This is a genomic window from Alloalcanivorax dieselolei B5, from assembly GCF_000300005.1.
Taxonomy (GTDB): domain Bacteria; phylum Pseudomonadota; class Gammaproteobacteria; order Pseudomonadales; family Alcanivoracaceae; genus Alloalcanivorax; species Alloalcanivorax dieselolei.
In genome coordinates this window covers 3,144,450-3,163,116 of record NC_018691.1, presented here as the reverse complement: position 1 = coordinate 3,163,116, position 18,667 = coordinate 3,144,450, and the positions used below count along the sequence as shown (strand labels likewise).

15 protein-coding genes are annotated in these 18,667 nt (G+C 64.2%); 4 read left to right on the top strand and 11 right to left on the bottom strand.

All coding sequences use genetic code 11. The annotated features are described in order from the left end of the window. Positions 1-53 precede the first annotated feature (53 nt). Positions 54-812 carry an SDR family NAD(P)-dependent oxidoreductase gene (locus B5T_RS14095; RefSeq protein WP_014995188.1) on the top strand — a complete coding sequence of 253 codons (759 nt, stop codon included), beginning with the start codon at positions 54-56 and terminating at the stop codon, positions 810-812. Positions 813-825: 13 nt separating this feature from the next. Here the strand turns inward: B5T_RS14095 and B5T_RS14090 are convergent, their stop codons facing one another. From B5T_RS14090 to B5T_RS14050, 9 genes are all read right to left on the bottom strand, one after another. After that, on the bottom strand, positions 826-2,469 hold the full coding sequence (locus B5T_RS14090) for a thiamine pyrophosphate-binding protein (RefSeq protein ID WP_014995187.1): 1,644 nt from the start codon (positions 2,467-2,469) through the stop codon (positions 826-828). After that, positions 2,466-3,461: a TAXI family TRAP transporter solute-binding subunit gene (locus B5T_RS14085; protein WP_014995186.1), complete on the bottom strand. Its 996-nt coding sequence runs from the start codon at positions 3,459-3,461 to the stop codon at positions 2,466-2,468. Before B5T_RS14085 ends, B5T_RS14090 begins: the two co-directional genes overlap by 4 nt. A 29-nt stretch (positions 3,462-3,490) precedes the next feature. Then, positions 3,491-5,434, bottom strand: a complete 1,944-nt coding sequence (locus tag B5T_RS14080) for a TRAP transporter permease (protein ID WP_014995185.1) — start codon at positions 5,432-5,434, stop codon at positions 3,491-3,493. Beyond that, on the bottom strand, positions 5,431-6,693 hold the full coding sequence (locus tag B5T_RS14075) for a benzoate/H(+) symporter BenE family transporter (RefSeq protein ID WP_014995184.1): 1,263 nt from the start codon (positions 6,691-6,693) through the stop codon (positions 5,431-5,433). Before B5T_RS14075 ends, B5T_RS14080 begins: the two co-directional genes overlap by 4 nt. Before the next feature lie 86 nt (positions 6,694-6,779). Beyond that, positions 6,780-7,583 (bottom strand): enoyl-CoA hydratase/isomerase family protein, encoded by an 804-nt coding sequence (locus B5T_RS14070; protein WP_014995183.1) that lies wholly within the window; start codon positions 7,581-7,583, stop codon positions 6,780-6,782. Positions 7,584-7,605: 22 nt separating this feature from the next. Beyond that, a complete protein-coding gene (locus tag B5T_RS14065; RefSeq protein ID WP_014995182.1) occupies positions 7,606-9,141 on the bottom strand; it encodes an AMP-binding protein in 1,536 nt (511 codons plus the stop codon). Then, the gene (locus B5T_RS14060; protein WP_014995181.1) at positions 9,134-9,664 is read right to left on the bottom strand and encodes a (2Fe-2S)-binding protein; all 531 of its coding nucleotides are present in this window, start codon (positions 9,662-9,664) and stop codon (positions 9,134-9,136) included. The genes B5T_RS14065 and B5T_RS14060 overlap by 8 nt, the downstream gene beginning before the upstream one ends. Then, positions 9,648-10,475, bottom strand: coding sequence for an FAD binding domain-containing protein (locus B5T_RS14055; protein WP_014995180.1), 828 nt, complete (start codon positions 10,473-10,475; stop codon positions 9,648-9,650). Before B5T_RS14055 ends, B5T_RS14060 begins: the two co-directional genes overlap by 17 nt. Further along, positions 10,472-13,456: a xanthine dehydrogenase family protein molybdopterin-binding subunit gene (locus B5T_RS14050; protein WP_014995179.1), complete on the bottom strand. Its 2,985-nt coding sequence runs from the start codon at positions 13,454-13,456 to the stop codon at positions 10,472-10,474. Before B5T_RS14050 ends, B5T_RS14055 begins: the two co-directional genes overlap by 4 nt. 352 nt (positions 13,457-13,808) lie before the next feature. On the opposite strand from B5T_RS14050, the gene moaA reads away from it, so the two are divergent. From moaA to B5T_RS14035, 3 genes are read left to right on the top strand one after another with little or no spacing between them, the layout of a single operon-like run. Beyond that, positions 13,809-14,810: a GTP 3',8-cyclase MoaA gene (moaA, locus tag B5T_RS14045; protein ID WP_014995178.1), complete on the top strand. Its 1,002-nt coding sequence runs from the start codon at positions 13,809-13,811 to the stop codon at positions 14,808-14,810. Beyond that, positions 14,810-15,058, top strand: a complete 249-nt coding sequence (locus tag B5T_RS14040; RefSeq protein ID WP_041716772.1) for a MoaD/ThiS family protein — start codon at positions 14,810-14,812, stop codon at positions 15,056-15,058. The genes moaA and B5T_RS14040 overlap by 1 nt, the downstream gene beginning before the upstream one ends. Positions 15,059-15,060: 2 nt before the next feature. Beyond that, the gene (locus B5T_RS14035; protein WP_051015486.1) at positions 15,061-15,552 is read left to right on the top strand and encodes a molybdenum cofactor biosynthesis protein MoaE; all 492 of its coding nucleotides are present in this window, start codon (positions 15,061-15,063) and stop codon (positions 15,550-15,552) included. Here the strand turns inward: B5T_RS14035 and B5T_RS14030 are convergent. Then, positions 15,528-16,499 (bottom strand): alpha/beta hydrolase, encoded by a 972-nt coding sequence (locus tag B5T_RS14030; protein ID WP_014995176.1) that lies wholly within the window; start codon positions 16,497-16,499, stop codon positions 15,528-15,530. The genes B5T_RS14035 and B5T_RS14030 overlap by 25 nt on opposite strands. Continuing rightward, entirely contained in the window at positions 16,499-18,514 is a 2,016-nt protein-coding gene (locus B5T_RS14025; RefSeq protein ID WP_014995175.1) for a TonB-dependent receptor domain-containing protein, read from the bottom strand. The genes B5T_RS14030 and B5T_RS14025 overlap by 1 nt, the downstream gene beginning before the upstream one ends. Positions 18,515-18,667: the final 153 nt, after the last annotated feature.

Below are 18,667 nucleotides of genomic sequence, written 5' to 3'. Positions count from 1 at the left end.
ATGCTTGGAAGTAACGCTTAAAAGTAATTTTGATGAAGGCAAGGGAGACTGGAATGACCCGAATGAAGGATAAAGTGGTGATCATTACCGGCGCCGCCCAGGGCATCGGAGCTGTCTATGCCAAGGCCCTGGCCGCCGAGGGCGCCCGGGTAGTGATCGCCGATGTGCTCGATGGCGCGCCCCTGGCGGAAGAGATCAATGCCTCCGGCGCCGAGGCCATGGCGGTGCGCGCCGACGTTGCCGACGAAGTGTCCGCGAAGGCGATGGCGCAGGCCGCGATGAAGCGCTTCGGACGCATTGATGTACTGGTCAACAACGCGGCCATCTATGCCTCGCTGGAAATTCAGCCGTTCGAGGATATCGACCTGAACGAGTGGGACAAGGTGATGGCGGTGAATGTGCGCGGTCCCTTTATCTGTGCCCGGGCGGTGGCGCCCCGCATGAAGGCGCGTGGTTACGGCCGTATTATCAACATCTCTTCGGGCACGCCGTTCAAGGGCACGCCCAACCTGTTGCATTACGTCACCTCCAAGGGCGCGGTGCTGGCCCTGACCCGGGCCCTGGCCCGGGAATTGGGCGAACACGGTATCGCCGTGAACACCCTGGCGCCGGGGCTGGTGCTCAGCGAAGGGGTGATCGCCAACCAGGCCATGCGTGACAAACTCACCGCTCCGGTGCTGGCCAGCCGCGCCCTCAAGCGTGACCAGACCCCGGAGGACCTGATCGGCCCGCTGCTGTTCCTGGCCTCCGATGAGAGCGCCTTTATGACCGGCGAAAGTGTGGTGGTGGATGGCGGTTCGGTGATGCACTGAGCCGCCGTGAGGATCAGGGTTTGAGAATGCCCGGATCCAGAGGCAGCTCGATCAGGAAGGGACATTGCGCCGATAAAGCGCGCTCGAACACCGCCTCGAAATCCCCCGTCTTCGTCACCCGTTCCGCCTCCGCGCCGAAGGCGCGCGCCAGGGAAATCAGATCCGGATTGACCAGGTCGGTACCGTAACGGCGGCCCGGATACTGCCGCTCCTGATGCATACGAATCGACCCGTAGGAGCCGTTGTTGACCGCGATGACGATCACGTTGGCGCCGTACTGGGCGGCCGTGGCCAGTTCCTGGCAGGTCATCAGAAAGCAACCGTCGCCGGCGAAGCACACCGCCGGCCTTGACGGGTTGTCGAGCTTGGCGGCGATCGCCGCCGGCAGGCCGTAGCCCATGGACCCGGAGGTCGGCGCCAGGGCGCTGCCCAGGGCCCTGAACGGATAGAAGCGGTGCACCCAGAGCGTATAGTTGCCGGCGCCGTTGCTGATCACCGCTTCCGGAGGCAGCCGTTGACCCAGCCAACGAACGATGCGTGCCAACTGAACTGGCCCTGGTGACTCGGTGGGGCGTACCCAGCCGCGATGAACCTGGCTGGCCCGCTCCATCCAGGCACGCCGTTCATCGTCCGGGAGGCGATCGGTGTGCGGCGACAGGGCTGCCGCGAATGCCTCGACGCCGGCGCAGATCGCCAGATCGGTCTGGTAGACATGCCCGAGCTCCTCCGGTTGTGGATGCACATGGATCACTTGCTGGCGCGGCCGGGGCACGGACAGCAGTTGGTAATGGCGGGTGGTGATGTCGCCCAGCCGGGTACCCACCGCCAGGATCAGGTCCGCGCCCTGGATCAGTTCGGCCAGCGCCGGGTTCATGCCCAGACCGGCGTCGCCGGCATAGAGTGGGTGGGTGTTGTCGAAGCGATCCTGACGACGGAAACCGGTGATCACCGGAATACCCCGGGCCTCGACGAAGTGCGTCAGGGTGTCCCGGGCCTCCGCGCTCCAGCCGCTGCCGCCGAATATCGCCAGCGGCCGCCGTGCCGCCGCCAGGCGGCGCTCCAGATCCTCAACGTCGCGGGCCGCCGGGTGGCTTTGCGCGGCGTTGACCGCCGTGGGGGCCGCCGCCGTTTCCACGTTTTCGTAGAGAAGGTTCTCGGGGAGTCCCATTACCACCGGACCTTTGCGGCCGGCCTGAGCGGTGGCGAAGGCCCGGTTCAGGTGTTCCGGCAACCGCTCGGCGTGCTGCGCATCCAGGGCCCATTTGGCTACCGGACCAAACAGGGCGGCCACGTCCACTTCCTGCCAGGCCTCGCGCTGTTGGAAGTCGCTTGGCACCTGACCGACAAAGACCAGCAAAGGGGTGGAATCCTGGGCCGCCACGTGCAGGCCGGCCAGGGCATTGGCGCTGCCCGGTCCGCGAGTGACGAAGCAGACTCCGGGGCGGCCGCTGAGCTTGGCGTGGGCCTCGGCCATCATGGTGGCGCCGCCTTCCTGGCGACACACGACCAACTGAATGTCCTGGGCGTCGTGGAGGGCATCCAGCACCGGTAGAAAGCTCTCTCCCGGTACCGTGAATACCCGGTCCACGCCATTGGCACGCAGTCTGTCGACGATCAATTGGCCGCCGTTACGGACCTGGTTGCTGTGTTGATTCATTGCGCTTGTTCCGCTTCGTCGTAGTACTTTCTGGCACCCGGATGCAGCGGTGCCGCCAGGTTTTCTCTGGCGGAGGCACCTTCCAGGGTCCAGCCGGCCATGGAACCGAAGGCGCTCTTGACTGCCTTCCGGTGATCCATGATCGCCTTGGTGATGGCGTAGGCTTCCTGGTCGGACATGTCGGCACCGGCGTAGATGGAGGTGCTGAAACCCACGCCCTTGACCGGCTCGCTCTGGCCTTCGAACAGGTCCGCCGGCATGGTGGCGGTGACGAAGCCGTATTGCTCCAGGTACTTCACCGCCTTGTCGCTGAGGCTCAGGAAACGCTGCCCCGGGGTGATGGAAAGCTGCGCGGTGTTGGGGTGGCCGGCGGTGGTGATGCCGATGATCATGTCCAGTTTCCGGTCGCCGAACTGATCCTGCAGAATGCTCAGGCTGGAGCGGGTGACACTGCCGCCAAAGGCTTCAATGTCCTCGTAGCCGAGATCGTTGGCGGCCAGGATCAACCGCGCGATGTATTCATTGAGGCTGCCCTGGGGACCGGTGCCGATGCGTACTGCGAGCTTCTGTTCCTTGATGTCGGCCAGGCTTTTGATATCGCTGTCGGTCTGCACGGTAATCCGCTGGTAGTACTGGTCCAGGCCGCCCACCAGACCACGGATATTGTCGATCTTCCGGTCGAACGGGCCGAAACCGCGTCCGGCCCAGGCGGCCACCGGTGGAAAGATCAGGCCGATATCGGCCCGACCGGCGGCCAGCAGTTTGGTGTTGGCGATCGCCATTGGCGTGCCCTGAATATCCACGGTGGAACCTTGCGGCAGGGCGTTGAGCAGCTCGGTGCGCAGGGCACCGGCGTAGGCGTACCAAGTGGTGCCGGTGGGGCCGGCGGCGAACTTCACCTTGATCGGATCCGCGGCCAGGGTGGGCCCGGCCAGGGCGAGCAGGGTGGCGAACAGGGCGGCCAGCAGGGCACGAGGATTGAGAGGTTTCATTTGTTGTTCTCCTGATTCGTGAGCAAGAGTTAGGCGGCCCGGCAAGCGGCATCGCGTTTACGGCGCCACAGCTGCCCGCCCCAGAGGACGGCGAGCAGCGCCAGGCCGATCAGTGAAATGATCGGCTTGGGAGTGATCAGCATGGCGGCGGCGACCAGCAACAACAGCGATTCGGCCCGCGTGTTGGGTGCGCGCAGATAGCCGGCCACGCAGCCGGCCAGGGCGTAGCAGCCGACCGCCGCGGTCACCGTGGCGGCGACGATGTTCTGCCAGTCGCCCTGCAACAACAACGCCGGACTGAAGGCGAAGGCGAACGCCACGAGGAAGCCGGCCAGGCTATAACGGAACGCCGCCCAGCCGGTTTGCCAGACGTTGGCCTTGGCGATGCCGCCAGCGACGAAGGCGGCCAGCGCCACCGGCGGCGTGACCATGGAGAGGGCGGCAAAGTAGAGCACGAAGAAATGCGAAGACAGCTCTGAGATGCCCAATTTGTCCAGGGCTGGAATGGCGAGGATGGCCCCCATGATGTAGGCGGCGGTGGTGGGCATGCCCATACCCATGACGATCACCATGACCATCACCAGCAACAGGGCGGGAATGGTCATGCCACCGGACAGGGCGGTCACGAAAGTGCCGAAGGTGAGCCCCAGATTGGTGGTGGAGGCGATACCCACCACGATGCCGGCACCGGCGCAGGGAATGGCCACGGCGATAGCACCGCGCGCGCCGGAGGCGAGCGCCTGCAGAGAGTCGTCGAGCGCGGTACCCACCGCACGCAGCAAACCGCCGGCGCCGCCGGCGCGCAAGCCTGCCCAGCCGCGTCCGCACAGCCCCAGCAACAGGGTCAGCCAGATCGCCTCCAGGGTGGCGGAGCTGAGAGCCCGGCCGGCCATGATCTGGTAGACCAGCACGAACACCGGGATCAACAGATAAAGCCGCTTGAGCACGCCGGCCCAGTTGGTTTCGATCTCTTCCTGGTGGAGTCCGGTGAGGTTATTGCGGCGTGCCAGCAGATCCACCACGAAGTATAACGCCAGGTAGAACAGCAGGGCGGGAATGATCGCCGCCATCGCCACCTCCGCGTAGGGCACCCCCATGAACTGGGCGATCAGGAAAGCGGCGGCGCCCATCACCGGCGGCATCAACTGCCCGCCGGTGGAAGACGAGGCCTCCACGGCGGCGGCCTGTTCGCTGCTCATGCCGGAGCGCTTCATGGCGGGAATGGTGAACATGCCCATTACCGCCGCGTTGGCGGTGGCGCTGCCGCTCACCGAGCCAAACAGGGTGGAAGACAGAATCGATACCTTGGCCATGCCGCCGCGCAACTTGCCCACCAGCAGCACGGACAAGTCCATGAACAACTGACCGCCGCCAAAGAACTGCAAAAAGGCGCCGAACAGCAGGAAGTAAAACACCTGGCCGTAGGAGACGATGCTGGGGATCCCGAACACGCCCTCGTTCTGCATCGTCTGCATGTCGATGAAGGTCTCGAAGAACAGCCGGCCGGGCTCACCGTCGTGGCCGATAATGCGCAACAGTGGTAATTCGCGCAGCAGCGGGCCGCAGAACTGATAGACCAGGAACACCAGAATCACCGTGGTCAGGCCCATGCCCAGGGAGCGGCGCACCGCCTCCACCACCAGTGCCAGGGTGGCCACGCCGACCATCAGGTCGCGTGGAGCGGGGGGATCCACCATGGCGATACGGGTGGTGAGCATCTCACCGCTCAGGTAGTAGTGCACGGCGATGGTGGCGGCCACCACCACCAGCAGATAATCGCTGGCCCGGAACAAAGTGAAGCGACCGTCCTCCCGGGGCCTCAACGGATGGATGATGAAGGTGAGAATGACGCCGAACATCACATGGATGGGCACCGCCACGATCAACTCCAGGGGCGTACCATAGACCATCCAGATCTGGAACAGGGCCCACAGCAGGGCGACCAGGGTGGCCGGAGTCATAAATTTTTTCATGTCCCCACCTCCGCGCTCCGGGTGGCACGAGCCGCGCTGATCTCGCCAAGCAGCACGGATACTGCCACGCCCGATATCAAGGCCCAGAATGGTGAGCTGACCCCCAGCAGGGAGAATTGGCTCATGGCCACGGTGAGGGCCACGAAAGCCCCCACCTGGCAGGGACTATTCTTGCCAAACGCCTGCTGAAAAGCACCCAGCAGCACACCGATCATGGCGAGACCGGCGATCACCATGATCAAGGCCTTGGGCAAGGCAAGAATGAAGGGGACGGCGAGGCCGGCGAACAGACCGAACAGCATGAACAGCGCGCCGTTGATCAGCGAGGCGCCGTAGCGCAGACGTGGATCGGCACCGGCCTGCTCCGAAGAGCAGATGGCGGTCATGGGCCCGGCAATATTGGCGTTGTGGCCGCCCAGCAGGCCGGCCAGGATGCCGCCCACGCCACTGGCGATGGTCATGCGGTTGACAGGCGGCTCATAGCCTTCCGCCATCAGCACGCCGATGGCCTGGGCGTTCTCGGCGCCGATCACCAGGGCGGTGAGCGGCACGGCGATGGCGAAGAACGCCTGCCAGGAGAACGCCGGCGCGGTGAAGCTGGGCATCACGAAACCCAGACTCACCTCGGTGGGTTGCAACTGGCCCAGCCACAAGGCGATGCCCAGACCGACCAGGCCCGCCACCAGCACCGGCGGTACCGAACGTAGCAGCCGGCCGGTAAGGAAGAACGCCAGGGCGGCGATGCCTGCCACCCAGGGCGCCGACACTACCGAGTCCACCGCGCCGGTGGCGAAACGGAACAGGGCGCCGGCGATCATCGCCATGACGATGGGGACCGGCAGCCAGTGAGCGAGGCGGCCGATCAGACCACTGGCGCCCAGCGCCAGTACCATGACGCCGCTGGCGATGAAAGCGCCTACCGCTTCGTTAAAGGGAATGGTCTGCAGGGACGCCGCCAGGATGGCGGCACCGGGGATGGTGTAGGCACCGCTGATCGGCAACCGGTAGCGCAGGGAGAAAATCACGCTGATCAAACCGCCCAGCACGTAGATGGCGAACAGCCAGGCCACGGTTTGCGCGTCGCTGAGATGGCCACTCTCGGCGGCGTTCATGACAATGACCGCCGGGCCGGTGCAGCCGAACAGAGTAGCGACCACGCCGGTACTGATGGTGCGGGTGTTGAGGGCGGCACGCAATGGGGCGACGCCCCGATTGGGCAATCGGGCGTCGGTACCGCTGGCGGGTATTTTCTTGGGCATGGTGCTGCCTCCGTTTTTTGTTATAAGCCGGGCAGGCCGGGGCAGGGCCCCGGCGGGCGGTTGTTCGTCCGGATCATTCTCTGTGGCTATTCTCCACGAAAGACCGCCGGGCGTTTTGCATGGAAGGCCTCCACGCCCTCCTTGAAGTCCGCGGAGCTGCGCAGGCGACTGTAGCAGTGGCCTTCCATCTCGATGGCTACTTTGAGCGGTGAATCCTCGTTATCGTTGATCAGCTTCTTGGCGGTGCGTTGGGCCAGTGGTGAGAAGCGGCGCAGTTCTTCCACCAGAGCGTCGGTGGCGCTTTCCAGCTCCGTGTCCGGCACGCACTCGGTGACGAAGCCCCAATCAAGAGCTTGTGCGCCGGATACCCGCTTGGCACGCATCACCATATGCTTGGTGCGGGTGATGCCGATCATCTTTTGCAGGCGGGCAGAGCCACCGGAGCCGGGGATCTGTCCCAGATTTTGTTCCGGTAGGGCGTAGCGGGCGGTCTCGGAGGCAATACGGAAATCGCAGGCCAGCGACAACTCGAAACCGACACCGAAAGTGTAACCCCGGTTGGCGACGATGACGGGCTTGCTGCAGCGTTCCGCAGCGGCCACGTTCCAGGCCAGTTTGGATACGTGCTCCGGAGATGCCTCCAGGAAGCCGCGGATGTCGCCGCCGCTGGAGAAATGCTGACCCTCGGCGCGCAGCACGATGACACGCACATCCGGATGGGCGTCCAGGGCCTCGAACACCTGGCGCAGGTCCTCGCGCTGACTCATGGCGATGACGTTGTAGGGGGGGCGGCCGAGGATGATGTCGCCGCGTTCCTGGTCGGTGTGCAGTTCCACCTTGAAGCCGTCGAAGTCGGAGGCCAGGTACTGATCAATCTCATTGGGGGTCATGGTGATTTCCTCTGCTAACGAATCAGGACTGCTCGGCGGGCTGCGGATCACCGTAGTCGGCGATCAGAACACGGCGCAGTATCTTGCCCACCGGTGATTTGGGTATCTGGTCGATGAACTCATAGCGGCGCGGGCGCTTGAAGCGTGCCAGACCGGAGGCGATGCAATGGGCATCCAGTTGTTCCGCGCTCACCGGGTGCCGAGTCTTGATGAACGCCGTCACCAGCTTGCCCCACTGTTCGTCGGGCAGGCCCACCACGGCCACTTCCTCCACCGCCGGATGCAGGGACAAGGCATTCTCGATCTCCGCCGGGCTGACGTTCTCGCCGCCGGTGATGATCAGGTCGTCCACCCGGCCGGTCACGAACAGGTCGCCGTCCTCGTCGAAGAAGCCGGTGTCACCGGTGAAGTACCAGCCGTCGCGGATCGATTTGGCGTCCGCGTCCGGGCGCCGCCAATAGCCCTCGAAGGCTTCATCGCTGGCCAGGTCGGCGATGATCTGGCCTTCCTCGCCGGCCGGGACCTCCTCGGCTGGTGTGTCCGTGTTCAACGGCACTACGCGGATGCGCTGGTTGAGGGCGCCGCGCCCGGAGGAGCCCGGCTTGCGGTGGGCGGCCTGGTCGATGGTGAAGGTGTAGATTTCCGAACTGCCGTAATGATTGACGAACAGCTCGGGTTGAAAGGCGGCTTCTACCCGTTGCATCAGGCCGTCACTCATGGGCGCTCCGGCGAAGCCGATCTTGCGCACGCTGGCCACCCGTTCCGGGCTGAACGCCGGATGCTCGATCAGCATGTGATACAGGGTGGGGACCAGATAGAGGTTGCTGATGCGCTCGCGCTCGATGGCGTCCAGAGTGGCTTCCACGTCGAAGCGGGGAATGCATACGAAGTGGCCATCCAGCAGTGCCATCGCCAGCAGTGAGCGCACGCCCATGGTGTGATACAGCGGCATTACACCCAACGTGCATTCGCCATGGGCGTAAAGGTTCTGGGCCACATGGGCGAGAGCGGCGGCGCGTTCGGCGCGGTGCCGTCGGGGTACCCCCTTGGGGTGGCTGGTGGTGCCGGAGGTGTACAACATCAAGGAGCCGTCGTCCGGGCCGGCGCGCAGAATGGTGTCCGCCGGTGCCTGGGCGCACAGATCCTCGAAGGTGTGCGCCGTATCGAACGGTTTTCTGCCCACGCTCACGCAAGGGATCGCCGGAGCGCCGAGGGTCGTCACCGCGTCGAGCACCGCTTCGTCGTGGAGCAGAGCACGGGCGTCCGCGTTGTCCAGGCTCCATTGCAGATCGTCGGCGGAGCAGCGCCAGTTCAGCGGCGTCATTACGATGCCGGCGCACTGACAGGCCCAGTGCAGGGTGGCCATCTGCCAGCGATTCTGCATGGCGGCGAGCAGATGATCTCCCTTGTTCAACCCCAGTGACTGCAGGCCGTGAGCGGCGCGCTGAATGATGTCGAACCAGGCCTCGTAGGTGAGGCGCCGTGGTCCGTCGCTGATCGCCGTGGCTTGCGGGCGGCGTTCCACCGCTGCCAGGAAGCTGCGTCCAAGATCAAACATCGTTGTGATTCTCCAAGGCTTGTTGTTGTGATTCGCCCTCACGGCGTTGCTTGGCTACCTCAAGTACCGCGCGAACAATGCCGGTGTAACCGGTGCAGCGGCACAGATGCCCGGAGAGCATGTCGCGTACCTGGGCCTCGTCCGGGGCCGGCCCCCGTTGGAGAAACTCCACGCAGGACATCAGGATGCCGCTGGTGCAGAAGCCGCACTGCAGGGCGTGATGGCGGCGAAAGGCCTGCTGCAGATCGTTCATCACATCATCGCGGGCCAGGGATTCCACTGTATCGATGCGGCGGCCATCGGCCTGTACCGCGAGCATCAGACAGGAGCGCGAGGCGACGCCGTCCACCAGTACCGTGCAGGCGCCGCATACGCCGTGTTCGCAGCCCACATGCACGCCGGTGGCGCCCAGTTCATGGCGCAGGAAATCGCACAGCTGCATGCGTGGCTCGGCGCTGCCGCGGCGGGACTCGCCGTTGAGGCGCAGTTCGATGGGGAAGCGCTGGTCAGCGGGTGCGTGCATGGGAAGGCTCCTCGATCAGTCGGCGGCCCAGTTCGCGAACCAGTTGGCGCCGGTAGGCGGCGGAGGCGTGAATGTCGTCCTGAGCGCCCAGCGACCAGGCCAGAGTATTGAGGGTGTCGGGCAGGGCATCGCCCAGGGGCAGGGGCTGTGCCACCGGCCGGTCGGCGACACCGCCCACGCCCAGGCGGGCACCGTGGTCGCTCAGACACAGAGCCAGTGCCACCAGGGCGAAATCGCCGTGGCGCATGGCGATCTCCCGGAAGCGGTATTCGGTGCCGTCCTGCGCCAGCGGGAAACGTACCTCGGAGATCAATTCCCGGGGTTGGCGGGCGGTGGTGAGAAGGCCTTGGAAAAAGTCCGCCGCCGGTACTTCACGGCGTTTGCCCTTCAGCGATTCCAGCACCACGGTGCCACCCAGGGTCACCAGGCATAGCGGGATTTCGGCACTGGGGTCGGCGTGGGCCACTGAGCCGCATACCGTGCCCCGGTTGCGGGTCTGGAAGTGGCCGATCCAGGGCAACGCCTGGGCCAGCAGGGGTACTTCCGTCGCCAATTCCGTGCGGTCGGTGAGTTCCACCTGGCGCACCGCCGCGCCTACCGCCAGATGGCCGCGTTCGTTGCGGATCGAGCGCAATTCCTCCACCCGATTGATATCAATCACCAGCTTAGGTTGAGTGAGGCGCATATTGAGTGTGGCCATCAGCGACTGGCCGCCGGCCAGTACGCGAGCGTCCTCGCCGTGTTCGTGCAGCAGTTGCAGGACCTCTCGCTTGCTGGAGACGCGCACATAGTCAAAGGACGCGGGTTTCATGATGCGTCTCCTTTTCCGAGCAGCCGTGCCAGCAAGGTGCGTAATCGTTGCCAAAGTCCACCGCTGGGTTGGCCGGTAAGGCGCTGAGCGAGTCGGTTGAAGACCTGGCCGATGATGATTTTCGAGGCACTTTGCAGCATGCGTCCGCCGACGGCGGCGATCTTGCCACCGACGTCCACTTCGTAGACGTAGTCCAGCCGGGTATGGCCGTTATCCAGTGCCACCAGGGTCACGTGGGCGCTGCCGGAGGCGGAGCCCATGGAGCTGTCGCCGGACCCGGACAGACGCAGGGAGTGCGGCGGATCCAGATCGCTGAGGGTCACCTTGGCGGCGAAACGCGCCTTGATCATGCCCACGCCCACGGTGACATCGGCGCGGTACTGGTTATCGCCTTCCAGTTCCAGGGCGTGACAGCCGGGGATGATGGCGCGCAGGGTGTCCGGATCGAGGACAGTGTCGTAAACGGTTTGCGGTGAGGCCGGTATCTCCACGGAGTCCCGTGCCTGCAGTGCCGGGCCGCCGGCGCGCGGTGCCGCCAGAGGTTCCAGCCCTTCCGGCGCGGGCGGTTCATCGATGCCGATCAGCGCACGGACCCGGGATGGCGTCAGCGGCAGTTGGATGTCAGCGCGGCCGAGGGCATCGGCCACCGCGTTGGCGATGCACACCGGCGTGCTCATGTTATTGCCTTCCCCCACGCCCTTGGCGCCCAGGGGCGTGAACGGCGACGGCGTTTCAGTGTGCAGGATCAGCGGCTCCACCGCTTCCGGAGCGGTGGGCAGCAGATAGTCGGCCAGGGTACCGGACAGGAAACTGCCATCTTCGCCATAGGCGAACTCTTCCATCAACGCGATGCCCAGGGCCTGGGTGAAACCGCCGCGGATCTGGCCGTCCACCAGCATCGGGTTGAGCAACCGACCGGCGTCGTGGCTGGTGACGTAGCGGTCGATATGGATCTCGCCGGTGACACGGTCGATCTCCAGCCCGCAGAAATCGAAAATGAAGCCGTGGCACAGGGAACTGTTGATGTGGTCATCGTCGTCCGGGGCCTCCAGTTGCGGCGGCGTCCAGAAGGCGGTTTCGCGCAGGCCGCCGGGCTCGTTCTCCGGCAGCAGGGCGGGGGACCAGTGGGCGGTACCGGCGACCCGATGGAAGCCCAGGCTGGGGCCGCCCTCGATGAATACCTTGCCGCCGGCGAAACGGACCTGGTCCGCGTCCAGGTCCCACATTGTGGCGGCGATATTGGCCAAACGTTCGCGCACCTTTAGCGCGGCTTTGTAGACGGCCCCGGCTACCGCGCCCGAGAAGCGGCTGGAATAATTGCCGGAGGCGATCGACCAGGCGTCCTTACCGGTGTCCAGCTCCACATTGACCATAATGTCCTTGGGGGCCACGCCCAGCACTTCGGCGACCACCTGAGCGGCCACGGTCTGATGTCCCTGGCCCTGGGGCGTGGAAGACACGTGCACGGTGATACCGCCGAGCGGATCGATGCCAATGGTGGCGGTGCTCACCGCGCCGTTCTTGGGGCCGGCCTTGCGACGTTGTTCCGGAGTCAGAGCGGTGGTGATATAGCCCATGTTGGAAATCGAAGGCTCCACCACCGCACACAGACCAATGCCATAGAGGCGGCCTTCGGCCCGCGCCTGGTCACGGCGCTGGAGCAATTCGCTGAAGCCGCCGTCGCGCAGCGCCAGATCCACGGTGGCGCCATAGTCTCCGGAATCCAGAAGCGCCCCGGAGGCGGTGCGATAAGGGAAGGCGTCGGCGGGCAGCAGGTTACGACGCATCACCTCCAGCGGATCCAATCCCAGCTGGCGTGACACCTGATGCATCAACCGCTCCAGTGCGAAATACATCTGGCCGCCGCCGAAACCCCGGTTCAAACCGCTAGGAAGCTTGTTGGTGAGCACCACTCGGTTACGCACCGCCAGATTACGGATGTCATAGGCGCCGGTGAGGTTGCCGTGCATGCGATAGAAGGTGGCGGGCTCCGGCGCGCGCAGGTAACCGCCGCAATCATCGATCTGGTCGTAGCGCAGGGCGGTGACGCGCCCATCGGCATCCACCGCCGCTTCCATATCCGCCACTCGATTGGTGGCGCTGGATGAGGCTTGCAAATGCTCCAGGCGATCCTCCACCCATTTCACCGGAGCGCCGGCCTTACGCGCTGCCAGGCCCATCAGCACCACATAGGTGAGCACGCCTTGTTTGATACCGAAGCTGCCGCCGGAGTCCGGTGGCGTACGCAAACGCAGACGGTTACTGGAGACGTCCAGGGCCCGTGCCATCACCGAGTGCAAGGCATAAGGGCCCTGGAAGTTGGAAAGAATATCGTAGCTGCCCGAGGCGGGCAGGTACTGGCCCAGTACCACGTAGCACTCGATCGGGGTGCAGGAGTTGCGGGGGTAACGCACCTTGATGGATACCCGGTGGGCCGCCTCGTTGAAGGCCTTGTCCGGGGCGCCGTAATTGAAGTGGCGTTCGTTGACCACGTTGCTGCCCACCGCCTCATGCAGCACCGGGGCCTCCTTGGCGGCTGCCTTTTCCGGATCGATCACCGGTTTGAGCGGCTCGTACTCAACCCGTACCGCGTCCAGCGCGTCCTCGGCCAGATAACGGTCCTCGGCGATCACCACGCACACCGGTTCTCCCACATAGCGCACTTTATCCACCGCCAGGCACCAGTGCTCCATCGGCGCCCGTACCCCGACCGGGAAGGGATTGGCCCAACGTTTCACGTCCTCTCCGGTCAGGACCGCGCGTACGCCTTTCTGCGCCAACGCCCTGGAAGCATCCACGGCCAGCAACCGGGCATGGGCATGGGGGGAACGGACAATGGCTGCATGCAAGGTGCCGGGAGGCGTCGCCAGATCGTCGGCGTAGCGGCCCAGCCCTCGCAACAGAGCGGTGTCTTCAAGGCGGAGTTGTCGCTGACCCAGGTGGCCACCTTCGACTCTCGCACCGGCTTGATGCGTGCTCATCCGAGGACCTTTGTTCTGTTATTCGATTTTTATAGTCTCGGGTGATTTTCAGAACGATGCCTTGCCGGTGGTTATGAAGAACTGCCCCTGGGTCCGGAAATTTACCAAATAGTCTGATTGTTTGATGGGGGCGATGCCGTGCATCCTGATCTCTGACTTCTGGAGGTGCGTCCCGTCATGCGCTTATCAGGGAGGCTGATCAGGTCCATCAGGATTCGCTAATGGAGGCGGATGGCGGGCCTGTGATAGCGTCTGGAAACAGTGCGTGATTTCAGGCGGAGTGAAAGGTTCTGTTTCTGAAAATAGTAAGTCGGCATATTCGCGATGATGTCAGGAAAAGAAGGACACTGTTATGGGGGCCGCATTTTTACCAGTAAAGGAACAAGCCCTCAGTGACCGTTTTGGCCGGGTCAAACGCAAGCTGCGCTTGTCGCTGACCGACCGCTGCAACTTCCGTTGCCGGTATTGCATGCCGGAACACCCGCAATGGCTGCCCGGGCGAGAGCTGATGGACCGGGAGGAGCTGTTGCGGCTGGCGACCCTGTTCGTGGACAACGGTATTGAAGAGTTGCGTCTGACTGGCGGCGAGCCGCTGCTGCGCAAGGACGTGGTGGCGTGCGTGGCGGCGCTGTCCCGGTTGCGTGAGCACGGGCTGAAGCGGCTGTCGATGACCACCAATGGCACCCGCTTGCCGGCATTGCTCGACGACCTGATCGAGGCCGGCCTGGACGATCTGAACATTAGCCTGGACGCGGTGGACGAGGGCCGCTTTCAGGCGCTCACTCGCCGCCCGCTGGCGCCGGTGCTGGCGGGGATCGAAAAAGCCCGCGACAGCGGCCTTCCGGTCAAGCTGAACGCGGTGTTGATACAGGGGTACAACGACGACCAGATCCTGCCGCTGACCCACTGGGCGAAGGCCCGTGATCTGCCGTTGCGCTTCATCGAATACATGCCGCTGGACGAACCGGGCCGTTGGCGTGAGGAGCAGGTGGTGTCCGAGGCACGCATTCTCGACACTCTGGCGGCGCGCTATCGCATCGAGGCGCGGCCACGCGGCGCCGCGCCGGCCACCGAATACCGGCTCGACGAGAGCTATACGCTGGGCGTGATCTCCACCGTGACACGGCCCTTTTGCGCCGACTGCGACCGGCTGCGGCTGACCGCCAACGGGCATCTTTACACCTGTCTGTTCGCCCGCCAGGGGCACGACCTGCTGACGCCGCTGCGCACCGGGGAAAGCGAAGCCCAGCTGCGGTGTCGCATCGAACAAAGAGTCTGGCACAAGGACGCCGGTTACGCGGCCACGCCTGGCCCGGTGGACCGACCAATCACCATGCACGGGATGGGAGGCTGATGAATCTGTCCTTTGAACTTTACGGTGAACTGATTGCGCTGGCGGGTGGCGAGCGCATCACCCTCGCCACCGCAACGGCGCCGGCCACGGTGGCCGAGGCGCTGGTGTTGCTGGCGGATCAGTGTCCGGCCCTGCAACCGCGCCTGGACCAGTGTGCCGCGGTGCGCGATACCGACATTCTGTTGCGTTCGGATCCACTGCCGGAAACCGGCCATCTGGTGCTGTTGCCGCCGGTGGCGGGAGGTTGACTATGACGGATTCGAGTAACAGGACGCATTTGACCGAACAGCCGATTGCCATCGATGAACTGCTGGCGCTGGATCACTATCCCGAATGCGGCGGTCTGGCCCTGTTCGCCGGCACCGTGCGTGACCACCACCAGGGCTTGCCGGTGGAGAGCCTGCGCTATACCGCCTACGCGCCGTTGGCGGAGAAGCGCATCGCCGAAATTGAACGACAGACCCGTGAGCGCTTCGGCCTGAGCTATTGCCGGGTGGCGCACCGTCTGGGCGCGCTGCGCATCGGTGACGTGGCGATCGTGTGCGTGGCGCGGGCCGCGCACCGGGCGGAGGCGTTCGAGGCCTGCCGTTACCTGGTGGATGAAGTGAAGCATCAGGCACCGATCTGGAAGGAAGAATTTTATACCGACGGCAGCAGCGCCTATGTGCAGGGCTGCTGCATTCGCCCGGACTCGCAGCCGGGCGATCACTCTGATTCTCATCCGGTTGAGGACCAATCCTGATCCGGCGCCAGCCCGGCGGCCAGACGCAGCGCCTCCGGCAGGGCGGTGCTGAACATGGGGCCGTGACCCTGGCCCGGATAGACACGATGGCGCACCTGTGTTCGTGGAATCCGGTTCAGGTCGGCGGCGAAGCGGATGAAGTGCCTGGTGGCTCGGGTCTTCCGCCGCGTCACCTGTTCCGGAGTCATGTCCGGCGTCGCGCGCACCTCCTCGCTGCCACGGCACAACCATACTTGCCGGGTGTGTTGTGGCGGTCGCGAGGCCAGCCCCTTCAGATAATGTCGCAACACGTTATCCGCCCATCCCAATGAAGGACTCACCGGCAGATAAGTGCGGAAGGCATCAGGCCGGGTGCACAGCGCGAACAGTGTGAACAGGCCGCCAAAGGAGTGGCCCCACAACGCTTTGCGGTCGGGGTTTACCGGCGCGGTGTCCATTACCCAGGGGGTGATCCCGGATTCGATCCGCTGTAGGAAAGCGGCGCCACCACCGCCCTGCCGTTGCGGGTGGCGCGGGTCCGGTGCGGGCGTTTTCCCTGCGGACGCCGGCGTGTAGTCGTAGTGACGGGCATCGCCATCGAACAGCAGAGCGGTGTCGTAACCGATCATCACCAGTACCGGTGGCGTGTCTGTGCCAAGCGTTGTCAGCCACTCGGGTCGCAGCCGGCTCAGCACCGCATTACCATCAAGCAGATACAGCGCCGGGAAGCCGGCTGGCGGCGGCGTGCCTTCGGGGATCGCCAGCCACACCCGGTGCCGACGCCGGCCTTCGGCTCCGGCGAAGGTGCGGCTTTCGAAGCGATAGCCGGCAAGGCCGGTATCCGCCAGCGTGGTGCCCATGGTGCGCGTCATATCCGGGCGCGCCAGCACGGCGCCGGGCAGGGTAGCGACGCAGGCTCCGGCCAGAGCCGCTTGCAGAAAACGCCGTCGTTGCTGGTCGGCAACCATCAGAAATCCACCACCAGGCCGGCGGTGTAGCGGCGGCCGTCCAATACCATTTCATAATCGGCGTCGGTGACGCGGCGATCCCCCACGTTGTAAACGCCGGCTTTCAGTGTGAGGTGTTCGCTGGCCCGGTAGTTCAGGCCCAGATCGACCATGGAATACCCGGGAGTGCCGTCAGCCATGCTGGTGCGGGACTGATAGTCCGAAGTGCGGCTGCGGTGATTGACCCGTACCCAGCTTTGCAGGCGATCGGTGGTTTGCCAGTCGACACCGGCGTTGATCATATGGCGCGGAATTTTATTCAGCGGCTCACCTTTGAATTCGCCGGTTTTCTGCTCGGAATCGGTGAAGGTGTAGCTGGCGTTCAGCAGCACGGTGGCCGTCAGGTGCCAGGCCAGCGTTGCTTCCACGCCCTGCATTTGTGCTTCGTCCACGTTGATGCGGTCGCTGACGAACATATAGGTCTGGCCTTCGTAATCGCAACTCCAGGTGCTGGGATCGTTACGGTCGCCGCCGTTATCGCACTCGCGGTATTCGGTGATCTTGTCCTTGAAGTCGGTCTGGAACAGCATCACGCTGGTGGCGAAACCGGACGGCAGATCCAGCGCCAGACCCATCTCATAGTTGATGCTGGTTTCCGGATCCAGGTCCGGGTTGCCCTTGATGATGGCGCGCGGATGGCCGGCCGGGTAGCCGCCGCCGCCGGTGATGCTGCCCCAGTCATCCGCCGCTTCGCGCAGGGAAGGCTGCCGGTAACCGGTGGAGACACCGCCTTTCAAGGTCAATGCCGGATTCAGGTGGTACACCGCGTACAGCCGTGGTGACACGTGATCGCCGAAATTTTCGTCCTGGTTGAAGCGCAGTCCGCCGGTCAGCGACAGATCATTGGTCAGACGCCATTCGTCCTCGAGAAACACCGCGTACTGCCAGCGGCTGATCTCGGTGGTACTGCTGGTGGGCAGACGGTTGGTGGCGTAGTCGGTGAGGTCCTCATCCTTGTATTGCGCCCCGGCGGTAATAATGTGCCGATCGGCAAAATAAGTGGCCTGGGTGTTGGCGGTCAGGGTTTCCAGAGTGATGCCGTTACGCAATTCACCGACCCGATCCGGGTTCTCGGTTTTTTCATTCTGGATGTAGGCGTCGGTGCTCCAGTTACCGAAGTTGCCGTTGTGAGTGAGCGCCGCCACCTCTTTGTCGAAACGACGATTGGAGGGCTCCGAACCTTCTTCGTAGTACTTACCCGGTGAGCCGTTACGCTCCTGGCGGGTTTCCTGATAGGACAGTCCGATCTCGTTGCTTTGATCCGGAGTGAATACCAGCTTGGCGCCACCGCCGCGCACTTTCTGTTCCTCGAAACCTTCCAGGATTTCATCTTCGTCACGGTGACGAACCTGGCCGTTCACCTGCAGGCCAAGTTTGTCCTTCAGTAACGGGCCGGCGAGATACAGATCGGACTGACGGGCATTACCGGACTTGGCATTGTCCTGCAGGGTGGCCTCCGCGCCGAAGGAACCGAGCCAGTGTTCCGGTACTTTTCGGGTAATGATATTGATCACCCCGCCCATGGCCTCGGAACCATAGAGGGAGGACATCGGCCCGCGAATCACCTCGATGCGTTCGATGGCGCGCAACGGCGGCAGATAGTTCTGCTCCAGACCACTGTCATTGCCGTTGGCGGTAGCCTCGCGGCCGGACAGCCGGCGGCCGTCCACAAGAATCATGGTGTACTTCGGCGACATACCGCGCAGGCTGATGTCCTGCCGAGAACCGCCGCCGGTGACGGTGACACCGGGGATGTCCTTCAAGGCATCGGTGACATCGGTGTAACTCTTGGTTTCCAATTGCTCCCGGTCGATCACCGAGATCGAGGCCGGGGCGTCGGCGATGTGCTGCTCGAAGCCGGCGGCGGACACCACCGTCACGGCTTCCAGCACATGGGGGCTTTGTTCCTCGGCGAGGGCGTGATGGGCGACAAGGGTGGCGGTGCCGGCCAGAACGGCGCGGGGAAGCGCCCCCATAGGGAATCGAAGTGATGACAACACGGGCAAACCTCTCGAAAACATGACAAGCCTGCGAACCGGGCGTGTTTTTTAACGTCACCTCGGTGACGGCCCGTGGGGCGGCTGCCATAAAAAAATGGCTCTCCCCTCCCTGTGAGAGGAGAGCCGGCG

What these genes read in the sequence shown, in the direction of transcription:
- B5T_RS14095 (WP_014995188.1), top strand. Translation starts at nt 54, where the DNA reads ATGACCCGAATGAAGGATAAAGTGGTGATCATTACCGGCGCCGCCCAG.
- B5T_RS14090 (WP_014995187.1), bottom strand. Translation starts at nt 2,469, where the DNA reads ATGAATCAACACAGCAACCAGGTCCGTAACGGCGGCCAATTGATCGTC.
- B5T_RS14085 (WP_014995186.1), bottom strand. Translation starts at nt 3,461, where the DNA reads ATGAAACCTCTCAATCCTCGTGCCCTGCTGGCCGCCCTGTTCGCCACC.
- B5T_RS14080 (WP_014995185.1), bottom strand. Translation starts at nt 5,434, where the DNA reads ATGAAAAAATTTATGACTCCGGCCACCCTGGTCGCCCTGCTGTGGGCC.
- B5T_RS14075 (WP_014995184.1), bottom strand. Translation starts at nt 6,693, where the DNA reads ATGCCCAAGAAAATACCCGCCAGCGGTACCGACGCCCGATTGCCCAAT.
- B5T_RS14070 (WP_014995183.1), bottom strand. Translation starts at nt 7,583, where the DNA reads ATGACCCCCAATGAGATTGATCAGTACCTGGCCTCCGACTTCGACGGC.
- B5T_RS14065 (WP_014995182.1), bottom strand. Translation starts at nt 9,141, where the DNA reads ATGTTTGATCTTGGACGCAGCTTCCTGGCAGCGGTGGAACGCCGCCCG.
- B5T_RS14060 (WP_014995181.1), bottom strand. Translation starts at nt 9,664, where the DNA reads ATGCACGCACCCGCTGACCAGCGCTTCCCCATCGAACTGCGCCTCAAC.
- B5T_RS14055 (WP_014995180.1), bottom strand. Translation starts at nt 10,475, where the DNA reads ATGAAACCCGCGTCCTTTGACTATGTGCGCGTCTCCAGCAAGCGAGAG.
- B5T_RS14050 (WP_014995179.1), bottom strand. Translation starts at nt 13,456, where the DNA reads ATGAGCACGCATCAAGCCGGTGCGAGAGTCGAAGGTGGCCACCTGGGT.
- moaA (WP_014995178.1), top strand. Translation starts at nt 13,809, where the DNA reads ATGGGGGCCGCATTTTTACCAGTAAAGGAACAAGCCCTCAGTGACCGT.
- B5T_RS14040 (WP_041716772.1), top strand. Translation starts at nt 14,810, where the DNA reads ATGAATCTGTCCTTTGAACTTTACGGTGAACTGATTGCGCTGGCGGGT.
- B5T_RS14035 (WP_051015486.1), top strand. Translation starts at nt 15,061, where the DNA reads ATGACGGATTCGAGTAACAGGACGCATTTGACCGAACAGCCGATTGCC.
- B5T_RS14030 (WP_014995176.1), bottom strand. Translation starts at nt 16,499, where the DNA reads ATGGTTGCCGACCAGCAACGACGGCGTTTTCTGCAAGCGGCTCTGGCC.
- B5T_RS14025 (WP_014995175.1), bottom strand. Translation starts at nt 18,514, where the DNA reads ATGGGGGCGCTTCCCCGCGCCGTTCTGGCCGGCACCGCCACCCTTGTC.